Genomic DNA, 21371 nt, shown 5'->3' with positions numbered 1-21371 from the left:
ACCATTGATGTCAGAGTTTAATTTACAGTCTCCTTTTAATCCGGCCGGTGATCAGCCAAATGCAATTAAAGAGCTTACGGAAGGGTTAAATGCCGGAGATAAATTTCAAACTTTATTGGGAATAACCGGTTCCGGTAAAACCAGAACCGTTGCAAGTGTTATTGAAAATGTGCAGCGCCCAACCTTGGTGATGAGTCATAACAAAACTTTGGCCGCTCAATTATACAGAGAGTTAAGTGATTTCTTCCCCGACAATCGTGTTGAGTTTTTTATCTCTTACTACGATTACTATCAGCCGGAAGCGTATATGTCGGCTCAGGACAAATACATCGAAAAAGATCTTTCCATCAACGAAGAAATTCAGCGACTGCGTTTGCGCGCTACAAGTTCTTTGCTTTCAGGTCGGCGCGATGTTGTGATCGTTTCTTCCATAAGTTGTATTTACGGTATTGGTTCTCCATCTGAATATGCTAAGCTGATCGTTTCTCTGGAAACGGGAATGAACATTCCGAGAAATACTCTTTTGTACGATTTGGTTGATCTTCATTACAATCGAAATGATAATGAATTCAAGCGTGGGACTTTCAGAGTTCGCGGTGATGTTATCGACGTTTATCCGGCTTATTCTGATGAAGGACTACGGATATCTCAGTGGGGAGATGAGATCGAATCACTTCAGTTGTTCGATGTTGATACCGGTGATATCAAAGAAACGGTAAATGAATTTAAGATCTATCCTGCTTCACATTATGTGACTACAAAATCTCGATTGGAAGAATCCATCAAACAAATTCGGGAAGAGCTTCAGTGGCGAACCAAAGTTCTTATTGATGAAGAAAAATTCCTCGAAGCAAAACGCATTGAACAGCGAACTCTTTTTGATATTGAGATGATACAGGAGATTGGTTATTGCTCCGGAATTGAAAATTATTCCCGTTACTTAAGTGCCAGAAAGCCGGGAGAACGACCTTTTTGTTTACTCGATTATTTCCCTGATGATTTTTTAACGGTTGTAGATGAAAGTCACCAAACCATCCCGCAGATCTCTGCAATGTATGGTGGCGACCGCTCCAGAAAAGTGCAGTTGGTTGATCACGGATTCCGACTTCCTTCTGCTTTAGATAACCGCCCCCTTACTTTTGACGAATGGGAAAACCTCGTTAAACAAGTGATCTTTGTAAGTGCGACTCCAAGTAAATATGAACTGGAAAAAAGTGAAGGAGCATTTACTGAGCAACTGATTCGCCCAACCGGGTTGATGGAACCCGAACTGGAAGTTCGTCCTCTTGATAATCAGGTCGATGATCTGATGGAAGAGATCCGGCAGCGCATTGAGAAGAAAGAGCGTGTTTTGGTTATTACTTTAACTAAGCGACTAAGCGAAGAGCTCAGCGAATATCTCAAAAATGTGGGTGTTTCGGCAGCATACATGCACAGTGAATTAGATGCTCTGGAAAGAATTGAAGTGCTTTATAAGTTCCGGCGCGGTGATTTTGACGTGCTTGTTGGAATCAATCTTCTTCGTGAAGGAATCGATATTCCTGAATTGAGTTTGGTTGCCATCATGGACGCTGACAAAGAAGGCTTTTTGAGGTCAGAAACTTCTCTTTTTCAAATCGTTGGTCGTGCCGCCAGAAATGTGGGCGGTAAAGCCATTATGTATGCTAACAGAATTACTGACAGCATGCAAAAGGTTCTTGACGAAACTGAGCGTCGTCGTAAAATTCAGATGGAGTACAATGAGAAGCATGGCATAACTCCACAAACGATTATCAAAGAGCTGAAACCACTTGTTGATCCTTCTTTGATCTCAAACAAAAGCATGGATTTCGGGCAAGAAGCTGAAAAAGCTGCTCAGCAAGATTATCTGGAATCCATTAAAGTTGCTGATGATGGGATTCAATACAAAGCCAGTCCTGCTATGAACGAAGTTACTTTTGAAAGCAAAGAAAAACTGATAGAGCATTTACGTAAAACAATGCTTCATGCCGCTAAAAATATGGAGTTTGAAGAAGCTGCAAGGATCAGAGATCAGATCGGACAACTGGAAGATCAGCTTTGATGAACCTTTAGAAAAAACAGATTGATAAAAAAAGGGAGCAAGCTTTTCATGACTTACTCCCTGAGGGATTTATGGAGTTTTAAAATTCTTTTGTTATAACGAAACTTATTCTTCCTTCATTCCAATTTTCTTACAAAGCCTCGCCAGTTCTTCTTTCTCTTTATCGTCAAGAACGCTGAATTCTTCAGAAATCTTATCCAGATGCTTAGGGAAAAAATCTTCAATAAAACTTTTCCCTTGTGCTGTTAACTCTACTATCAACGCTCTTCTGTCATTTTGATCTTTTTTTCTGCTTACAAAACCACTCTTTTCCAGATTGTCTATAACCAATGTTATATTCCCCCCGCTTTTCAAAAGTTTTTGCCCTAGTTCTTTCTGATTTTGAGGACCTAAATGAAGTAACGCTTCCAAAACACCGAATTGACTTATCGTAAGATTTGCTTCTGACAAATGTCTGCACAATCTTTGATTAAGACTTTCTGTTGCCCTCATCAATTTGATGAAAGTATTTAATGTATTTTTTTGCTCTTTGGTGCCTTCAAAATGAGTTGGCATAGATACACGTTAAATTGTTTAGCGTTAAGCTAATATATTCAATGTATGAACTAATAGCATCCTTATTTAGTTAAAACTTACCCACATTATAATCATCCTGACAAATTTCGATCACAAAAAGATCTTTTAAATGATACAACAATTAGTTGCTTTAAGAAGAGAATTACACAGATTTCCTGAACTAAGCGGTCTGGAATTTGAAACTGCTCAGCGTATTGTAAACTTTCTCTTACCGTTTGAGCCTGATCAGGTCATTACAGATCTTGGATGCACGGGAGTGGCTGCTGTTTATGATTTCGGAGTCCCTGAAACAACGATCATGATACGCTGCGAATTAGACGCCCTGCCTATTCAGGAGGTTAATAGTTTTGAATATCGCTCTGTTACCGATTCTGTATCTCACAAATGTGGCCATGACGGTCATATGGTAATTGTTGCAGGCCTTGCCGATTGGTTGCAAAATGCCTCACTTGAAGACGCCAGAATTGTTCTGCTTTTTCAGCCGGCTGAGGAAACAGGAGAGGGCGCTCCGGGTATTTTGGCGGACGAGAGTTTTGAACAGATCATTCCTGATTACATCTTTGCGCTTCATAACCTTCCGGGATTCCCAATGCATCAGATCGTATCGACCGGTTCAGAATTTACAGCTACTGTGCAAAGTGTTTCTATCTCTCTTCATGGCAAAGAATCTCATGCGGCCGAACCGGAAAATGGATTGAATCCTGCCTTAGCTATCGCAGAGCTTATCAATAGATATAATGATATTGTAGTCAATGATATCAATAGTGAAGATTTTGCCTTAATTACACCCGTGTATAGTTCAATGGGAACGAAAGATTATGGCGTATCTCCGGCTGATGGAGAACTTCATTTGACGATCCGAACATGGACACCTGAAGAAATGAATGCTTTAATGAAGAAAATTGAAAGCATTGCTCAGGACGTGGCGCTTAAACATTCTTTGCAACACAAACTGCTTTGGTTCGATTACTTTTCAGCAACCAAGAATGACTCTTTTTGCAACGCAATAATAAAAACAGCCGCAGAAAAGTCTGGCTTTGATCTGAATCAGAGAAAGCATCCCTTTAAATTCGGGGAGGATTTTGGTGTATTTACTCAGCGTTATCCCGGAGCCATGTTTGGATTAGGATCAGGAGAAGAAACTCCTGCATTACACAATCCAGATTACGACTTCCCCGACGAAATTATCGAAACCGGGATTGCCATGTTCAAAGAAATTATCCTAAAGACTTTAGCAAACAGATAACCGCTAACTAAATATCATACACAACAGAAACCGGTGCATGATCTGAGATATCCCATTTCATTTCAATCTCTGCTTCAACAGCTTTGGACGCCAGGCCTTTTGTCGCTAAATGATAATCGATCCTCCAGCCTTTGTTTCTCTCTTTCGAGGCCGCCCGATAACTCCACCAGCTATAGAGATCGCCTTCATTTTGATGTAGGTTTCTGAACACGTCTTCATAACCAAGTTCCAGAAAACTTGTGACCCACTTTCTTTCTTCCGGCAAAAATCCTGATGTGTTATTCTGCTTTTCAGGATTATGGATATCTATTGCTTCATGACAAATATTGAAGTCCCCGCAAAAGACAATTTCGTTACCCTTTTTTAGATAAGACTCTCCGAACTTATAAAAATCGTCCAGAAACTTATATTTCATGTCCTGTCTTATATCTCCCGTTGTTCCGCTGGGTGCATAAACTGAGCAAACATAGAAAGCGTCGAATTCGAGAACCAATACTCTCCCTTCTTTATCTATCCATTCGGTTCCAACTCCTTCAAAAATATTGAGCGGTTTTTCTTTGGATAAAATAGAAACCCCGGAGTATCCTTTTTTCTCGGCTATATGATGGTATTGATGATACCCAAGCTCTTTTACTTCTTCGGGAATCTGAGTTTCATCTGCTCTCAACTCCTGTATGCAAATAATATCAGGAGCGGATTCTTCAACCCAGTCAATAAAACCTTTTCGGTGAGCGGCTCTTATTCCGTTTACGTTGTAGGAGCTTATCTTTATCAATTATTTCCCTTTGATGATTCCGAAATTCCTTTTTCCAACTTTTAGAGCTACTTCCTGACCCGATTCCAGCGTAATAGTATGATTGATGTCTTTGATCTTTTCGTCATCCAGGCTGATTCCACCCTGTTTCATCATACGCTTTGTTTCACCGTTACTTGGAGAGAAACCGGTATCACTAATAACATCCAGAAGTCTTAATTCTTCACCGGAATTATATTCGAATTCGGGAGCGTCGTCCGGAACCTGCTTGTTGATCACCGTTTGCTCAAAGTGATCTTTAGCAGCTTTTGCACTTTCTTCACCATGATACATTCTAACAACAGTGTATGCCAGATCATGTTTAGCATTCCGCGGATCTTTTTCAGCTTTCTCTTTGATCGCAGGAAGATCTTCCGTTGCAATATCAGTAACCAGTTCGAAATAGGTGTAGATCAACTCATCAGGAACTGATAAAGTTTTACCGTACATGTCGTTTGGAGCTTCATCTATTCCGATATAGTTATCGTAAGATTTAGACATTTTAGCAGAACCATCGGTCCCAACCAACAACGGCATCATCAAGCAAACCTGCTGATCTTGCCCGTCATCTTTTTGGAGCTGTCTTCCTACCAATAAATTAAACTTCTGATCGGTTCCACCTAATTCAATATCTGACTTCAAGTAAACAGAATCCTGCCCTTGTGCTAGAGGGTATAAAAATTCGTGTAGTGAAATCGCCTCATTATTCTCAAATCGTTTTGAAAAATCATCTCTTTCGATCATTCTTGCAACAGTCAATTTCGAAGATAGACGAACCACATCCATAAAGTCCATCGGGCCTAACCAATCATTATTATTGGTCAGCGTAAGCTTGTCTTCATCCAGGATCTTTTTTGCCTGATCTATATATGTCTGCGCATTCTCATTTACTTCTTCAATAGTCAACGGTGGACGCGTTTTATTTTGCCCGGTTGGATCACCGATCATTGCGGTAAATCCACCTATGATCAGAATCACTTCGTGTCCAAGATCCTGGAATTGCCTCATTTTTCTTAAGATCACAGAATGACCTAAGTGCAGATCAGGACGAGTAGGATCAACACCTAACTTAACTCTTAGAGGTTTATTCTCTTTCTTTGATTTCTTGAGTTTTTCAATCAGCTCTTGCTCAGGAACAATTTCAACCGCTCCTCTTTTAATGATTGCTAATTGTTCTTCAACACTTGGAAATGACATTGTTAATTATCTTTTAAAATGGGCAGGTTTTCTGCCGGATTGTATTTGTTGATGTTTTCCTGAATGGTTTCTGTAAACCCTTCCGCTCCGGGATAAATGAATGCAATGGTTTCATAAGCAGCGGGCCCAACCTGAATTATATAATCGTAAAGCAGTGAATCTTCTCTTGTTTCTTCAGCAGGAACATTAAATCCTGAGATTAGCAATAGACCGGCACTTACGATCATACTGGCTTTAAGCGCTCCGAAAAGAGCACCGACAACCCTGTTTACCGCTCCGAGTTTAACAGCTTCCAGAAATTTCTTAGTGAGATACGCAATAACGGCGATTATAATAAGCGTGCCAAGAAACAAGATCACTCCCGAAGCAAATGGTATATATTCCGGGGTATCTTCAAAAAACGGTGCGATGATATTTCCGAAGGCATCCATGTAATTGAACGTCAAAAAGATCGCTAGTGTTATCCCCACAATATTGAGAATCTCCTTCACAAAACCATTAACGGCACCTTTGTATCCAAAATACAGAACGGGGATGGCAATTATTATGTCCACCGTATTCATTAGTTGCTGAGCTCCTCTTTAACAACTTTGCTTACCATACCGCCGTCAGCTTTTCCCTTCAGCATTCCCATAATTGGCCCCATAACTTTTCCCATATCCTGAGGGCCTTCTGCTCCGAGATCTGCAATCTTTTTTGAGACAACTTCACGAACTTCATCTTCAGTAAGCATTTTCGGGAGATATTCTTCAATGATCTCTAGCTCAGCCTTTTCTTTTTCAGCAAGATCTTCACGATTACCCTCTTCAAACTGGGTGATGGATTCTTTTCTTTGCTTAGCCGCTTTCATCAAAACAGCAATTGCCTGCTCTTCAGTTAAAGTAGCCTCTCCATCTTTTCGTTCAGCTATTTCTTTTTCCTGAAGTTTAGCTTTCAATGAACGCAGAACCTGTAAACGGTCTTTGTCCTTAGCTTTCATTGCTGTTTTCAGGTCTTCGAGAATTTGTTCTTTTAAAGCCATAGTATTTTTAATAATCCTTTAAAATTAAGCAAAAAAAAAGGTTACACAATTTTCTTGCGTAACCTTTTAAATCTTTTTTAACGGAATTACGCCTTATTGCTTTGGATAAAGTCTTTTACGTTATCCTGATCTACCATTGCTTCACGATAAGAGTACTTACCGTTTTCATTTTTAGTAGAAATGATAACCTTTGCCATACGGCGTTGAGCCGCTTTTGCTGCTAGTGCGTCTGAACCGAATACTTGTTTCTTAGCCATGTCTCAGATTATTTAATTTCTTTATGAACTGTATGCTTACGCAAAACAGGATTATATTTTTTTAGTTCCATGCGGTCAGTTTGCGTACGTCTGTTTTTCGTGGTCACATATCTAGATGAACCAGGTTTTTCAGTACACTCCAAAATCACTTGAACTCTGTTTCCTTTTGCCATTTTCTTATACCTCTTTTAACAGGGTTCCTTTACGACGAGCATCTTTTAAAACTTCAGTAATACCTTTCTTATTGATAGTACGTAATGTTTTAGCAGACACCTTAAGTGTTACCCACTTATCTTCTTCTGGTATGTAGAAGCGTCTTTTCTGTAAATTCAAATTAAAGCGATGCTTAGTCTTATTGTTAGACTTAGATGAACGGTAACCGTTCAGTGCTTTTTTTCCGGTAATATCGTCTCTTCGCGACATCTTATAATAATTGATTTTTCATTGAGAAATAGACGCCAAAGATAGAGCTATTCTCTCCAAACATCAACGTTTTTAGTAGTATTTTTATCAAAAAACTGAATTATTCACATTTTTCTGCAATTATCCACATTAATGGGGTTGCAAAATTTGGTTGAATTTGGCTTCAGAATTTTAATCTCTATTTTTTTTGATATAACTCTTCACTTTTTTTGATTTTGCCCGTGTAAGCACTATTTTCGACTATCAAATTACACATCTAACCAAGCTATCACCCCTTATTTATGGCGAAAAATAAACCTACCGATTACAAGGCTTCAAATATTCAAGTTTTGGAGGGTCTTGAAGCGGTAAGAAAGAGACCTGCTATGTACATTGGCGATACGGGTCAACGAGGTTTGCATCATCTTATTAACGAAGTAGTTGATAACTCCATTGATGAAGCTCTTGCAGGTCATTGCGATCACATCATAGTTCAAATTAATGAAGACGGTTCCATGACCATAGAAGATAACGGTCGTGGTATTCCTGTTGATATGCACCCTAAGCTTGGAATCCCTGCAGTTGAGGTTGTTCTGACCAAATTACATGCCGGTGGTAAATTCGACAAAGATTCTTATAAAGTTTCCGGTGGACTTCACGGAGTAGGTGTAAGTTGTGTGAATGCTCTTGCGACTGTTTTCAAGGCAGAAATTCACAGAGACGGCACGATCTACAAAATGGAATTCGAAAAAGGAATTACCACTAAGCAACTTTCGGAAGAAGGAAAGAGTGATAAAACCGGTACGATCATCAATTTCATGCCGGATCCTTCTATTTTTACCCAAACTACAGAATTTAAGTTCAATATTATTGCCGACAGGATGCGCGAACTGGCCTTCCTGAATCCTGAAGTTACCATTGAACTCATCGACGAAAGAGAAGAGGACGAAGAGCTCGGGAAAGAAGTTTATCACTTTGAAGGTGGAGTTAGTGACTTTGTTCAGTATTTGGATGAAAACCGTGAATCTCACATGGAAAAACCCATATTTATACAAGGAGAAGTTGAAGGGGTTCCGGTTGAGCTTGCCATGCAATACAACAACACTTATGCTGAAAATGTCCACTCTTATGTAAACAACATTAATACACGAGAAGGTGGTTCTCATGTTTCCGGATTCAGAAGAGCATTAACAAGATCTTTAAAAAGCTACGCTGAAAAGAATAAGATCATAAAGTCTAACAGTAAAATTTCTATTTCAGGTGAAGATTTCAGAGAAGGAATTACAGCTGTTTTAAGTGTTAAGGTTGCAGAACCTCAATTCGAAGGTCAGACTAAAACCAAGCTTGGTAATTCTGAAGTTCAAAGCGCTGTAGAAGTTACTGTTTACGATCAACTTAATGAATATTTAGAGCAGAATCCTAAAACTGCAAAAAGGATCATTGAAAAGGTTGTTCTTGCTGCAGAGGCAAGGGAAGCAGCCCGAAAGGCTCGTCAGTTAGTTCAACGAAAAAGCGTAATGAGTGGCGGTGGTCTTCCCGGTAAGTTGGCAGATTGCTCCATCAAAGATCCCGAACATTGCGAAGTTTACCTGGTGGAGGGTGACTCTGCGGGTGGTTCAGCTAAAATGGGTCGTAATCGTAGTTTTCAAGCTATTCTTCCTCTTCGTGGAAAGATCCTGAATGTGGAAAAAGCAAAGATCAACAAGATCCTGGAGAACAAGGAAATTCAAGCAATGATTACAGCGCTTGGAACAGGAGTTGGTCACGGCGATGAGGCATTCGAAGTAGAAAAACTCCGGTATCATAAGATCATTATTATGACGGATGCTGATGTTGATGGTTCCCACATTCGAACTTTATTACTGACATTTTTCTATCGATATATGCGTCCACTTATTGACAACGGGCACATGTATATAGCAACACCCCCTCTTTATAGAATTACCGTTGGTAAAACTATTGACTATGCATGGGATGAAGCCACGCGAGACAAAATGGTTAAAGAACTCAAGAAAGGTCGTCGCAAATTTGATATTTCTCGCTATAAAGGATTGGGAGAAATGAACCCAAGTCAGTTGTGGGAAACCACAATGGACCCGGAAACCAGAACTCTTCAATTGGTAACTGTTGAAAGTGCGGCAACTGCAGATAAAATGTTCTCCACATTAATGGGAGATGAAGTCGCTCCACGTAGAGAGTTCATCGAAAGAAATGCCAAGTACGCAAAAATCGATATTTAAGCCGAAACAATACAAAAAGAATTTATTATTTAAGATATGGCTAGAGAAAAAATTATACCTATTACTATAGAAGACGAAATGGAATCATCCTACATCGATTATTCGATGTCGGTGATTGTATCTCGTGCACTTCCGGATGTTCGTGACGGATTAAAGCCGGTACACAGAAGGGCTTTATTTGGAATGAGTGATCTTGGAATGCTTCACAATCGTGGCTACAAGAAAAGTGCTCGTATTGTTGGTGAGGTTTTGGGTAAGTATCACCCGCATGGTGATACTGCTGTTTATGACACTATCGTAAGAATGGTTCAGGATTTCTCTTTGAGATATCCGCTTGTTGACGGCCAAGGTAACTTTGGTTCTGTTGATGGTGATTCCGCAGCTGCAATGCGTTATACAGAAGTTCGTATGGACAGAATTGCAGAAGAACTTTTGACTGATTTAAATAAAGACACAGTAGATTTTCAATCGAACTTTGATGATACGCTCGAAGAACCTACTGTTATGCCTGCGGCTCTTCCGAACCTTCTTATAAATGGTTCATCAGGTATTGCGGTTGGGATGGCCACAAACATGGCTCCGCATAACTTGACGGAAGTTATAAATGGAATAACCGCTTACATCCAGAATCAGGATATTGAAACCAAAGAATTAATGGAGCATATTACAGCTCCGGATTTTCCAACGGCAGGCATTATCTATGGATATGAAGGAGTAAAAGAAGCTTACGAAACTGGTCGTGGAAAGATTACTCTGCGAGCAAGAGCTAGTACTGAAGAGCTTAGGGGCGGTAGAGAGCAAATTGTCATTACCGAAATTCCTTATCAGGTTAATAAGAGTACGCTGATTCAAAAAGTTGCTGAACTTGTTAATAACGAGAAAATAACTGAGATCTCAGAAATTCGTGACGAGTCCGATCGTGACGGTATGCGTGTTGTTATCATTCTTAAGAGATCTGCTAATGCAGGAGTGGTTTTAAACCAGCTTTATAAGTACACCCAAATGCAAACCACTTTTGGTGTAATTAGTTTAGCCCTCGTTAAAGGTCGACCTAAAGTAATGGGTCTTAAAGAATTAATTTTCCACTATGTAGAACACCGCGTTGACGTTGTTATTCGGAGAACGATTTATGATCTCGATCAAGCAGAAGCGCGCGCTCATATTTTAGAGGGACTTAAAATTGCGCTTGATAATCTTGATGAAGTAATTAAGACTATTCGTGCTTCAAAAAATCCACAGGAAGCAAACGTTGGGCTTCGTAAGCAATTCGCATTAACAGATATCCAGGCAAAAGCTATTCTGGAAATGCGCCTTCAAAAACTTACCGGGTTAGAGCGCGATAAGATCGATACTGAGTATCAAGAAATTGTAGACAAAATTGAACGTTTCCGTGAAATTTTAGCCAATAGAGATATCCAGTTTGATATCATCAAAGCAGAGCTACAGGATATCAAAGAGCGATATGGTGATGAACGAAGAACACAAGTTGTGTACTCCGCTGATGATTTCAATATCGAAGATATGATTGCTGATGAAGATGTAGTTGTTACTATTTCTAATAAAGGCTTTATCAAAAGAATGCCTGTTAGCGGATACAGAAGACAACGTCGCGGCGGAAAAGGAATGAAAGGAACTACCACCAGAGATGAGGAGTGGGTAGAACATTTATTCGTAGCCACCAATCATAATTACATTCTCTTCTTTACGGAAAAAGGACAATGTTACTGGTTGAAGGTTTATGAAATACCTGAAGGAGGTCGCCTTGCTCGAGGTCGTGCAATTGTGAATCTCATTGAAATTGATAAAGAAGATCACATTAAAGCCTTTGTCCCTGTTAAAACCCTGGATGATGAAGAGTATGTGAAAAAGCACTCTATCATTATGGCAACTAAAGAAGGACAGATCAAAAAGACTTCACTGGAAGCTTATTCACGTCCAAGACGTGATGGCATTATCGCGATTAACATCAAGGATGGTGATTCTCTTCTTGGAGCAGAACTTACAGATGGTGACAGCAACATTATTCTGGCCAATAAAAACGGTCGCGCCATCAGGTTCCACGAATCTGAAGCTAGAGAAATGGGTAGAAACACTTCCGGTGTTCGTGGCATGAATCTCGGCAAAGATGATGAAGTTGTGGATATGGTTGTGATTCGCAATACTCATGAAGCTACTGTTCTGGCTATCTCAGAGAATGGATTCGGAAAACGGTCCCTCGTTGATGATTACAGAGAACAATCTCGTGGCGGTAAAGGCGTGATAACACTAAAGGTTACTAAGAAAACCGGAAGTCTTATTGCCCTTAAAGAAGTCACTGATGAGGACGACCTTATGATCATTACCGAAAGAGGTAAAGTGATCAGAATGGGTTGTTCAGGAATACGAACTATGGGAAGAAATACTCAGGGTGTTCGTATTATGAGACTAGATGACGAAGGAAACATCGCTGCCGTAACTCGTGTGGCAAATGAGGAAGAAGAAGAGGTTTAGAACCTCTTTTACTTTCGAGGTTTTCAAAAGAGGTTTCATTTTATGAAACCTCTTTTTTTATGCTGAATAATTTACTGCTCCAACATTTCCTTAAGAAGCTTCTTTCTCTTGGAAATCAACTCCTGAGGAGAAAGAATTTTCACCTGTTTCCCGAACTGGAGTAACCACACATTTATAAATTCCAGATTTTCAATTTCGAAGCTCACTTTAATTTTTTCGGATTTTTCATCCAATACCTTAAAATTTTTAGTGGGGAGATTTGCCTTAAACCGCTTATATCCTTCTTTATCTAGTAACACCTCTACTTTATGCTGCGCGCCGTCAAATCTAAAAATTAAGTCCTCTATGGACATTTCCTTCTTTTCTACAAAATCTTCTTCTAAAATTTCTATATCACGCACCCTATCAAGAATAAAGTTCCTGAAATCTCCTCGAAGGTGAGAAAACCCGATCATATTCCAGTGGTCTTGATAAAAAACCAAAAGGTAAGGGTCCACTTTTCTGATTTTCTTCTCTCCGGATTTTGCCGTGTATAAAAACTGTATTCTCTTTTTCTGAGAAATCGCGCTACTTATTTTATACCAGTTGCCCCCTTCCTTTTTCTCCGAACCGAATTTCAGATAAGGATCTACAACCGTCTTTTTTTGCAAAGAAGTCATAAAATCTTTCAATTCATCCGGAAGCACATTTTTTATTTTTACCTCAACCCCCTTTGCATCCTCTACAAGTCTGGCATCGATCTGTGATTTTACAAAATTAAGCCCCACAATAATGGTTGCCAACTCATGAGACGAAAACATGAGTGGTGGTATTTTAAATCCAGGCATCACCCCATAGCCACTATATTTATCCCAGGTGATGGGTACATTGATCTCCTGTAAAGCATTGAAATCCCTGAATATAGTTCTTTTACTTACGTCGAAGTAATCCGCGAATTCCTGAACAGTCTTACGATCTCTCCCCTGTTGAAGCATCAACATTAATTTCAATCTTCTCTCAGAACTATTCATTCGCACCCCTGCTTAGCTCTACAACTCCCTTCCCCTCATAAAACGGATCCATAAACTTATCATCCAGTTTAATTATGCTTAATTTAAAAGAACCATTTAGGTTTTTCGCTTCTTCGACCGCCTCTTCATACCCCTTAAGAAAAATGATCTTGCTCCATTTTTTTTCCTTTACCATACTATAAAGCTGGTCAATCTTAAAGGCGTGTTTTGTAATAATTATCGCTTCTTTGTCCCAGCGCATCTCACGAACATCTCCCTGTCGACCCTTAACCCGATCAGAAAGATTCAAACCCAATATCATGTCATTAACCGCAAAAACCTTCTTGGAAACAATGTCATTGATCTCAATTTGCTTATTCTTAAAACATAACGAAAGCGGCAAGCCCGGCAAGCCACCCCCGGAACCGGTATCAATAAAAAAACCGCTCTCCCGATAACTTTCGAACAAAGAAGTGTACAGACTATGCTTCACGTGTTTCTTCAGAGTTTCACGTGAAACATCTCTGCTCACAAGATTTATTTTAGAATTCCACCAAAGAAGCCGCTCAACATAAGCGCTCAGCTCTTCTTTGTTTTCATCATACAAAGACTCAATTCGACCCTGCTCTTCTTTTGTTATGTAACGGATCGAATGTTCCACGTGAAACTCACCCCTTAAGGTAAACCATTAGCACAGACACATCACTTGCCGACACTCCGCTTATCCTACTCGCCTGCCCGATGGTTTCCGGTTTTATTTTTGACATTTTTTGCAAGCCCTCAGAGGACAAGCTCTTTATTTTTGAATAATCTAAAGAAGAAGGGATTGGCGTGTTTTCCTTCTGAGCCAACTCTTCTACCATTTCAAACTCTTTTTGAATATAGCCCGAGTACTTGACTTGTATTTCCGCTTGCTCAAGAACATAGTTGTTTGTAGTAACTTCTTCGATGCAACTATTCAGATCTGTGTCCGCGCTCATCATATCAAACAGAGAAACCTGAGGCCTTGCCAATACCGTTTCCGCTTTCACCGGTTGGTTCAAACCAGTAGTTCCAAGCTCTTTAAGTTTTGCGTTCAAAGCTTCCGGTCTAACCGTTTGGTTTGATAATATATCCAGCACACGATTCAGTTCTGATTTCTTTTCGAGGACTTTGTCAAGCCTCTCTTTGCTTGCGAGACCAATCTTGTAGCCAATCTCAGTTAACCTAAGGTCAGCGTTGTCTTGCCTCAATAAAATTCTATGCTCTGCCCTGGAAGTAAACATTCTGTAAGGTTCTTCAGTCCCCTTGTTGATCAGATCGTCGATCAACACTCCAATATATGCTTCAGACCTTTTGAGAATTAACGGTTCTTTGCTCTGTACTTTCAGCGCAGCATTAATCCCGGCCATCAATCCCTGACAGGCCGCTTCTTCATAACCGGTAGTTCCGTTTATTTGGCCTGCAAAATACAAACCGCTTACTCTCTTTGTTTCCAGCGTTCTTTTAATTTGATGCGGCGGGAAGTAATCGTATTCAATTGCATAGCCCGGACGTAGCATTACTACATTTTCAAAACCGGGTATTGTTTTCAACGCCTCCAGCTGAATGTCTTCAGGAAGAGAAGTTGAAAAACCATTCAGATACATTTCATAAGTATTCCATCCCTCCGGCTCCAGAAAAAGCTGATGCCTGTCACGATCTGCAAATCTATTGATCTTATCCTCAATACTAGGACAATATCGCGGTCCTGTGGACTTGATCCTTCCGTTAAACATCGGGCTTCTGTCAAATCCCTTTTTCAGAACCTCATGAACGCTATTGTTTGTATAGCCAATCCAGCAAGTTAATTGATCTTCTTGCGCAGGAAGCTTTTTTGTTAAGAAAGAAAAAGGAGTCGGATTCTCATCGCCGTCTTGAACTTCCAGCACTGAATAATCTATTGAACGACCATCCACCCGGGGCGGAGTACCTGTTTTTAAACGGCCTACAAGGAAGCCCTTGTTTTCTAGAGCGGCAGAAATACCAACAGATGCCCTCTCTCCAGATCGACCTCCCCCATAGTTACTATCGCCAATATGAATCAATCCGTTTAAGAAGGTGCCACTTGTAAGGACTACACTTTTAGAGTAAAACTTCTGCCCTGTTTGGGTGACTACTCCCTCGACCTTATTATCTTCGGTGAAAATGAGATCAACAACGTTGTCCTGACGGAAAAATAGATTCTCTTTTTGTTCGAGCAATTCTCTCATTTTCTGAGCGTAAAGCATTCGGTCGCTTTGGCATCTCGGGCTCCACATTGCCGGACCCTTACTTTTGTTGAGCATTTTAAACTGCACGCCTGAAGCGTCGCTAACTATTCCTGAAAGTCCTCCCAGAGCGTCGATCTCTCTAACAAGCTGTCCTTTTGCAACCCCACCCATTGCCGGGTTGCAAGACATTTTCGCAATGGCTTCCAGATTCATTGTTATTAATAAGGTCTTTGATCCTAATTGTGCAGCGGCGGCAGCGGCTTCGCTACCTGCGTGCCCTGCTCCAACAACAATCACATCGTAAGAAGGGTAAATAGAAGACATGAGACTCTTTCTCTTTTATTGGACTTGAAATATACAAACAAAAAAACCCCTCACATAAACTTTATGTGAGGGGTTTGCGATCCGGAAGGGACTCGAACCCTCGACCTCCTGCGTGACAGGCAGGCGTTCTAACCAACTGAACTACCGGACCTAATTGAGAGCACTAAATATACGGTTGATTATCAAAGTAAGTCAACCATTTATTGAAATCTTTTTAATATTTATTTTGAGAGCTCATTTTCGATGGCTGTCACCAACTCATCACTTTGTGGCTTTGTTTGGCTTCTGAACCTTCGGGTAAGATTTCCTTCTTTTGAGATAAGGAATTTTTCGAAGTTCCATTTTATATCTCCTTTAAAATCCGGGTTATCCAGAGCGGTAAGATAGGTAAATAGTTCAGCCTGATCATCACCCTTAACTGAAACCTTTGAGAACATTGGAAACTCAACACCATACTCGAGAGTACAGAATTGTTTTATCTCCTCATCGGTTCCCGGCTCTTGTCCTTTAAAATTGTTTGCAGGGAATCCCAATATAACAAGGCCTTCATCTTTGTACTCCTCATATAAAGATTGTAATCCTTCGTACTGAGGAGTATATCCACACTTGGATGCAACATTTACGATCAAGATCGCTTTTCCTTCATAGGAATCCAGAGAGATCATTTTACCGTCAATGTTTTCTGCTTTGAAGTCATAAATTGAGTTTGAACTGAAGTGAGCTGACCCAAACACTAATGTCAGAATAAAAATTAATCCTATTTTCATGAAATATTGCCGTTATTTATCGTTTACCTTTAAATGTATATTTAATTAAGTTAGTTCCAATGAAAAATATTCTTGTTTTATTATTTTTAATAACCGCCTATTCCCCGGCTTACGCTCAAATGTTTTCTGTAGGCGGACAAACTCAACAGCGAGAGCCCGCTTCTTCAAGCTATTTTAGAATTGGATACAGCCTGGTAGATTTTAACTACACAGGAAATAGTAGCAACCTGCCGAATCAGCAAAGACTAGACTTTGAATCACCGGCACTAACTTTTTTCTTTGAGAACACATCTCTGAGCGCTTCTTTAAGTTTTGTTAACGGGCTAACAACATCGGGCAATGAACGTTATTTGAACCTAGGTATAGACTACCTTAATCACTTCTCTTTTGTACGAACGCGTACGTTTCAGCTCGGTATTCCCTTCGGCTTAAGCTCAAGCCTTGTGAATGTTCAAAATGAACAAGAGAATAATGATTTTAGCCAAACTGTTTTTGCTTTTGGAGCCGGAGCCTTTGTTTCTGCCCAAATTCCTGAAAGACTTTCTTTCTCAGTTGAAGGGATTCCTTCTTACGGTTTCAGTAATTCGAGAGGAGGACTTTTCGGAGGGTCAAATAAAAGTCTTTTAGTTAGAGCGCGTCTTAATTTTCTGAACCTTATTAAAAGTCGGAGCATTAGTCTTGGTTATGATTATAAATTCTCTTCGTACGACCTTGATTCAGATGATTTTGATTATGACCTTTTATACCATAGAATAACACTAGGAATTTCGCTTTGAAACCCGACAAACTCCTACTGGAACTAGAACAACTTTTAGAACAGTGTAATTACACATTAAGAAAAGAGCGCGGCTCATTTAGAGGGAATAACTGCGTAATTGAAGGCGACCGCTTGGTCATCATCAATAAAAACAAACCGATTGAGTCACAAGTCGGGACTATTGCCAGAATACTTAGCGATATTGACTTGAGCGCCATCTATATAAAGCCTGCTGTCAAAAAGGAATTGAATATTTTATGGGAAAGATTAGTTCTTTCTCCCCGAAGCTCTATTGACGAACTGGATTTTTTATAATGAAATTAACTTTTCTTGGTACTGGAACTTCTATGGGCGTACCGGTTGCGGGAGGCTTCGGGGCGAACCGGTTTTCTAAGGATCCGAGAAATACTCGCACAAGGTGTTCTGCCTGGATACAAACTAAAGATACTTCCATTTTAATAGATGCGGGACCGGAGTTTCGCATTCAAAGCATCCGTTCAAGAATAAGGAAGATCGACGGCGTTCTTATAACCCATGAACATATGGATCATGTGACTGGACTAGATGACCTGAGAGCATATAATTATGTTCAGGAAAGCTCCATTCCTTTATACACTTCGGCTTCTTGCATAGAATCGATAAGATCTCGTTTTGATTACTTGTTTGGAGAGAATAAATATCTGGGTTCTACTTCATTAGACCTGATTGAAGCATCAAAAACTTTTTATTTAAATGATATCGAGATAACCCCTCTTCCTTGTTTTCACGGAGACCTGAAAATTCTGGGGTTTAGGATCAACGACTTGTGCTACCTAACTGATGTGAAAGAAATCCCCGAGTCTACTAAAGAACTGATTCGTGGATCTAAAGTAATTGTTATCAGCGGGCTAAGATGGGAGCCCGAACACCCAACTCATCTTACTATCCCTCAAGCCGCTGACCTCATCAATGAACTCGAAGTTCCACGCGGTTACCTTATTCATATGAATAGCTATGTTGATCATGAGCCATCAAACAAAAAGTTGCCTGACAATATAAATTTAGCCTATGACCAACAAGTAATTGAAGTCGATTAAAGAAACTTCTTTAGTTCTTCGTTCGTTTTGAGCTGCTCCACTATCTCCTTAACTCCTTGCGCCTGATTAAGGTCACATATAAGAATGGCGTCATCTGTTTCAACAACGGCTGTATTTTCCATTCCCACAAGTGATATCATCTTACCGGAATTAGAAACAACCAGATTTTTTTGAGAACCCGTAAATGTAACGTTAACTGCCTGGATAGAATTACCATCTTTATTCTTTTCTCCAAGATCGTAAACCGCTGTCCAGCTTCCTACATCATTCCAACCAAACTCTCCGGGAACCACAAAAACACTTTTTGCTCCCTCCATCACCCCATAATCAATTGAGATAGATTCGCAGTCCTGATAAAACTCGTTTACCGCAGCTTTGTGTAAATCTGTATATAAATCCTGTGAATTTAATTTAAGCAACTCAAACATCTCAGGAAGTTGATTCTTAACTTCATTCAGAACGGTATCCGCTCTCCAAATAAACATTCCACTGTTCCAGTAGTAATCTCCTGAGTCCAAAAACTCCTGAGCTTTAACCAGGTCAGGCTTTTCCTTAAATGCTCTTACTTTTTCGACATTATTATCAGCAATTTCTTCTGCAACAGAGCTGTCAGCGTGGATATAGCCAAACCCTGTTTCCGGTCTGTCGGGTTTTATACCTATTGTTACCAGGTCGTCTCCTGACTCCGCCTTTTCAATTGCAGTTTTTAAAACTCTTCTGAATTCCTCCGGGTTAGTAATGTGATGGTCTGCAGGAAGGACTACCATTACAGCATCCGGATCTTGTTTTATTAAAAGCTCTGCGGCTATAGCAACACAAGGAGCCGTGTTTTTTGCAACAGGCTCCCCCACTATATTTGTGTCAGGAACTTTCGGAAGTTGCTCTTTTACTATATCAACATAGTCATCGTTTGTTACTACGAGTATCCGCTCCTGCGGAATCAACTCTTTTACTCGTTCAGCGGTGTTTTGAATCATTGTTCCTTGACCAAACAAATTCAAAAACTGCTTTGGATATTTTTTGGTGCTTTTTGGCCAGAATCGTGTTCCCGAACCGCCCGCCATTATAACTGCATATACCATTTAAAGATCTCTTCTGATGTTAGTAAAACCTTAAGGTATGAATTCTTGTATTCTTAATGAACTTTACGAAGAGTAAATTTGAAAGTGGTGCCTTCATTGACCTTGCTATCAAAATATAACTGCTCTCTGTGGGCTTCTATTATATGTTTAACTATCGCCAGGCCCAGCCCTGTTCCGCCTCTTTCTCTGGACCTTGATTTATCTACTCTGAAGAATCTCTCCGTTACTCTTGGAAGATCTGCTTCGTCAATCCCAATACCTGTGTCCTTAACGATCAGCAAAACCCTGTTCTTATCTTTTTTAAAGTTTACCACATCTATTTCTACTTTACCGCCCTTTATATTGTACTTAACACCATTCTCAATTAGGTTTATGAGCACCTGTTTAATTTGGTTCTTGTCAGCCTTTACCTGAATATTCTTATCAAAGTCATTTAATATTAAGGCCACCTCATCTCTTTCCGCTTTATGGTGCAAGCTGTCTATCACATCGTGTATTACTTCGTACAGATAAAATGGCTCCATGTCAGACTTCAGCTCTCCTGTTTCAAGCTTGGATATTTCCATTAAGTCTTTTGTCAGATAGATCAACCTATTAACATTCCTCATTGTTTTTTTAAGGAATTCCCGGTTTACGTCTTCATCTTCTAGCGCACCGTTTAAAAGTGTTTCTACAAATCCCTGGATTGCAAAAATTGGCGTCTTTAATTCATGAGATATATCGCCAATAAATTCTTTCCTGTAGTTTTCAATTCTGTTCAACCGCTGGATTTCTCTTTCTATAGTTCGGCTTGATTTCACAAAATGTTTAACCAGATAATCAATCTCATCACTATAATTGGTTGTTATATCCTGATATTCCGCAAACCTTTTTTTGGAAATATTACGCGAAATTTCCTCGAGCTTGTTGAGTCTGTTATACTGTAACTTATAATTGAAGAAGTAGGAAATCAGCAATACAAGAATAGCTATACCGAAAGCTGCTAAAAAAGAGTTTAATAAGGAAAGTCCGGAAAAGATGATAAGAACTAAAAAAGAAGACGCCCCTGACGCCAGAGAAGAATACAGGGCTATCCTTAATCCCAGCTTAAAAAGCCAAACTTTTTTCTTTTTTGATGCAGTCATTCTTTAAATCTATATCCGACACCCTTTACCGTTTCAATATAATGATCCCCGAGTTTCTCTCTTATTTTTCTAACATGAACATCAACTGTACGATCAACAACATAAATATTGTCGCCCCAAACCTTGTTTAAAAGAGTTTGTCTGTCCAAAACTTTTCCCTTTCTGCTGGCCAGGAAAAAAAGCAATTCAAATTCTTTTCTTGGTAAATGAAACTCTTCTCCGTCTTTATATACGATATAACGATCTCTGTCTATTGTTATATTATGAACTTCAAGAATGTTGGTGGCCTCTTCCTTTTCATCAAATCTTCTCAACACCGCTTTGATTCTTGAAATAAGCTTCGTTGTGCTAATCGGCTTCGTTATATAGTCGTCGCTACCTTTGTTTAAGCCTTCGACCTCGGTTTTCTCGTCGCTTCTTGCTGTTAGAAGTATTATCGGAATTCTTTTAAGCTCAGCATCCTTTCTCATTACTTCGACCGCTTGCAATCCGTCCATTTTCGGCATCATAATATCGAGCAAGACCAAATCCGGACTATGCTCTTTCGCCATCGCAATACCCTCTTCTCCATTTTCGGCTTTAAGCACATTAAACCCTTCCTTTCGGAGATTATACTCAATTAAATCTAAGAGATCTTTTTCGTCGTCAACTACAAGAATGGTTTGCTTTGCCACTTCTTTAAGGTTTAGTTAAGAGGTATGGTAAGTTCTGCTACAATGGTACTAATGTCTGCCATT

At 39.8% G+C, this 21371-nt stretch carries 22 protein-coding genes and 1 tRNA gene; 7 read left to right on the top strand and 16 right to left on the bottom strand.

All coding sequences use genetic code 11. The features are described 5' to 3' along the window. Positions 1–7: 7 nt before the first annotated feature. On the top strand, positions 8–2062 hold the full coding sequence (uvrB, locus tag A8B79_RS09895; protein ID WP_066221783.1) for an excinuclease ABC subunit UvrB: 2055 nt from the start codon (positions 8–10) through the stop codon (positions 2060–2062). Positions 2063–2167: 105 nt separating this feature from the next. On the opposite strand, the gene A8B79_RS09890 is transcribed toward uvrB, so the two are convergent. Further along, entirely contained in the window at positions 2168–2617 is a 450-nt protein-coding gene (locus tag A8B79_RS09890) for a MarR family winged helix-turn-helix transcriptional regulator (RefSeq protein WP_066221780.1), read from the bottom strand. 130 nt (positions 2618–2747) lie between these two features. On the opposite strand from A8B79_RS09890, the gene A8B79_RS09885 reads away from it, so the two are divergent. Further along, the gene (locus tag A8B79_RS09885; RefSeq protein ID WP_066221777.1) at positions 2748–3884 is read left to right on the top strand and encodes an amidohydrolase; all 1137 of its coding nucleotides are present in this window, start codon (positions 2748–2750) and stop codon (positions 3882–3884) included. Positions 3885–3891: 7 nt separating this feature from the next. On the opposite strand, the gene A8B79_RS09880 is transcribed toward A8B79_RS09885, so the two are convergent. The 7 genes from A8B79_RS09880 to rpmB all read right to left on the bottom strand — a co-directional run bounded on the left by A8B79_RS09880 (position 3892) and on the right by rpmB (position 7575). Continuing rightward, entirely contained in the window at positions 3892–4656 is a 765-nt protein-coding gene (locus A8B79_RS09880; RefSeq protein ID WP_066222861.1) for an exodeoxyribonuclease III, read from the bottom strand. 3 nt (positions 4657–4659) lie between these two features. Further along, complete coding sequence (tyrS, locus tag A8B79_RS09875) at positions 4660–5874, bottom strand: tyrosine--tRNA ligase (protein WP_066221775.1); 1215 nt, start codon at positions 5872–5874, stop codon at positions 4660–4662. A 2-nt stretch (positions 5875–5876) separates the two neighbouring features. Then, a complete protein-coding gene (locus A8B79_RS09870) occupies positions 5877–6437 on the bottom strand; it encodes a CvpA family protein (RefSeq protein WP_066221772.1) in 561 nt (186 codons plus the stop codon). After that, positions 6437–6895, bottom strand: a complete 459-nt coding sequence (locus tag A8B79_RS09865) for a GatB/YqeY domain-containing protein (protein ID WP_066221769.1) — start codon at positions 6893–6895, stop codon at positions 6437–6439. The genes A8B79_RS09870 and A8B79_RS09865 overlap by 1 nt, the downstream gene beginning before the upstream one ends. 86 nt (positions 6896–6981) lie before the next feature. Then, entirely contained in the window at positions 6982–7152 is a 171-nt protein-coding gene (locus A8B79_RS15875; protein WP_076782576.1) for a DUF4295 family protein, read from the bottom strand. A gap of 8 nt (positions 7153–7160) precedes the next feature. After that, positions 7161–7325, bottom strand: a complete 165-nt coding sequence (gene rpmG, locus A8B79_RS09860; protein WP_066221766.1) for a 50S ribosomal protein L33 — start codon at positions 7323–7325, stop codon at positions 7161–7163. A gap of 4 nt (positions 7326–7329) precedes the next feature. Continuing rightward, positions 7330–7575, bottom strand: a complete 246-nt coding sequence (gene rpmB, locus A8B79_RS09855) for a 50S ribosomal protein L28 (protein WP_066221763.1) — start codon at positions 7573–7575, stop codon at positions 7330–7332. 281 nt (positions 7576–7856) lie between these two features. On the opposite strand from rpmB, the gene gyrB reads away from it, so the two are divergent. Both gyrB and gyrA read left to right on the top strand, forming a co-directional pair. Continuing rightward, complete coding sequence (gene gyrB, locus A8B79_RS09850) at positions 7857–9794, top strand: DNA topoisomerase (ATP-hydrolyzing) subunit B (protein WP_066221760.1); 1938 nt, start codon at positions 7857–7859, stop codon at positions 9792–9794. A gap of 36 nt (positions 9795–9830) precedes the next feature. After that, positions 9831–12284 (top strand): DNA gyrase subunit A, encoded by a 2454-nt coding sequence (gene gyrA / locus A8B79_RS09845; protein ID WP_066221757.1) that lies wholly within the window; start codon positions 9831–9833, stop codon positions 12282–12284. A 71-nt stretch (positions 12285–12355) separates the two neighbouring features. On the opposite strand, the gene A8B79_RS09840 is transcribed toward gyrA, so the two are convergent. From A8B79_RS09840 to A8B79_RS09820, 5 genes are all read right to left on the bottom strand, one after another. Then, positions 12356–13294 carry a helix-turn-helix transcriptional regulator gene (locus tag A8B79_RS09840; protein WP_066221754.1) on the bottom strand — a complete coding sequence of 313 codons (939 nt, stop codon included), beginning with the start codon at positions 13292–13294 and terminating at the stop codon, positions 12356–12358. Beyond that, entirely contained in the window at positions 13287–13934 is a 648-nt protein-coding gene (locus tag A8B79_RS09835; RefSeq protein WP_066221751.1) for an RsmG family class I SAM-dependent methyltransferase, read from the bottom strand. The genes A8B79_RS09840 and A8B79_RS09835 overlap by 8 nt, the downstream gene beginning before the upstream one ends. Before the next feature lie 7 nt (positions 13935–13941). Beyond that, positions 13942–15828 carry a tRNA uridine-5-carboxymethylaminomethyl(34) synthesis enzyme MnmG gene (mnmG, locus tag A8B79_RS09830; RefSeq protein WP_066221748.1) on the bottom strand — a complete coding sequence of 629 codons (1887 nt, stop codon included), beginning with the start codon at positions 15826–15828 and terminating at the stop codon, positions 13942–13944. 77 nt (positions 15829–15905) lie between these two features. Further along, positions 15906–15979 (bottom strand) — tRNA-Asp (locus A8B79_RS09825). 70 nt (positions 15980–16049) lie between these two features. Next, entirely contained in the window at positions 16050–16595 is a 546-nt protein-coding gene (locus A8B79_RS09820; protein WP_066221745.1) for a glutathione peroxidase, read from the bottom strand. Positions 16596–16654: 59 nt separating this feature from the next. On the opposite strand from A8B79_RS09820, the gene A8B79_RS09815 reads away from it, so the two are divergent. The 3 genes from A8B79_RS09815 to A8B79_RS09805 are packed head-to-tail and all read left to right on the top strand — an operon-like array spanning position 16655 to position 18428. After that, positions 16655–17371 carry a hypothetical protein gene (locus tag A8B79_RS09815; RefSeq protein WP_066221742.1) on the top strand — a complete coding sequence of 239 codons (717 nt, stop codon included), beginning with the start codon at positions 16655–16657 and terminating at the stop codon, positions 17369–17371. Beyond that, entirely contained in the window at positions 17368–17667 is a 300-nt protein-coding gene (locus A8B79_RS09810; RefSeq protein WP_066221740.1) for a hypothetical protein, read from the top strand. Before A8B79_RS09815 ends, A8B79_RS09810 begins: the two co-directional genes overlap by 4 nt. Further along, positions 17667–18428 (top strand): MBL fold metallo-hydrolase, encoded by a 762-nt coding sequence (locus A8B79_RS09805; RefSeq protein ID WP_066221737.1) that lies wholly within the window; start codon positions 17667–17669, stop codon positions 18426–18428. Before A8B79_RS09810 ends, A8B79_RS09805 begins: the two co-directional genes overlap by 1 nt. Here the strand turns inward: A8B79_RS09805 and A8B79_RS09800 are convergent. The 3 genes from A8B79_RS09800 to A8B79_RS09790 are packed head-to-tail and all read right to left on the bottom strand — an operon-like array spanning position 18425 to position 21308. Further along, positions 18425–19510: a mannose-1-phosphate guanylyltransferase gene (locus tag A8B79_RS09800; protein ID WP_066221733.1), complete on the bottom strand. Its 1086-nt coding sequence runs from the start codon at positions 19508–19510 to the stop codon at positions 18425–18427. The genes A8B79_RS09805 and A8B79_RS09800 overlap by 4 nt on opposite strands. A gap of 53 nt (positions 19511–19563) precedes the next feature. Then, complete coding sequence (locus A8B79_RS09795; protein ID WP_082894136.1) at positions 19564–20634, bottom strand: sensor histidine kinase; 1071 nt, start codon at positions 20632–20634, stop codon at positions 19564–19566. Beyond that, the gene (locus A8B79_RS09790; RefSeq protein ID WP_066221731.1) at positions 20631–21308 is read right to left on the bottom strand and encodes a response regulator; all 678 of its coding nucleotides are present in this window, start codon (positions 21306–21308) and stop codon (positions 20631–20633) included. The genes A8B79_RS09795 and A8B79_RS09790 overlap by 4 nt, the downstream gene beginning before the upstream one ends. Positions 21309–21371 lie beyond the last annotated feature (63 nt).

It is taken from the genome of Balneola sp. EhC07 (genome assembly GCF_001650905.1).
Taxonomy (GTDB): domain Bacteria; phylum Bacteroidota; class Rhodothermia; order Balneolales; family Balneolaceae; genus Balneola.
The sequence above is the reverse complement of the archived record's forward strand: the minus strand, read 5'-3'. Positions and strand labels throughout refer to the sequence as shown.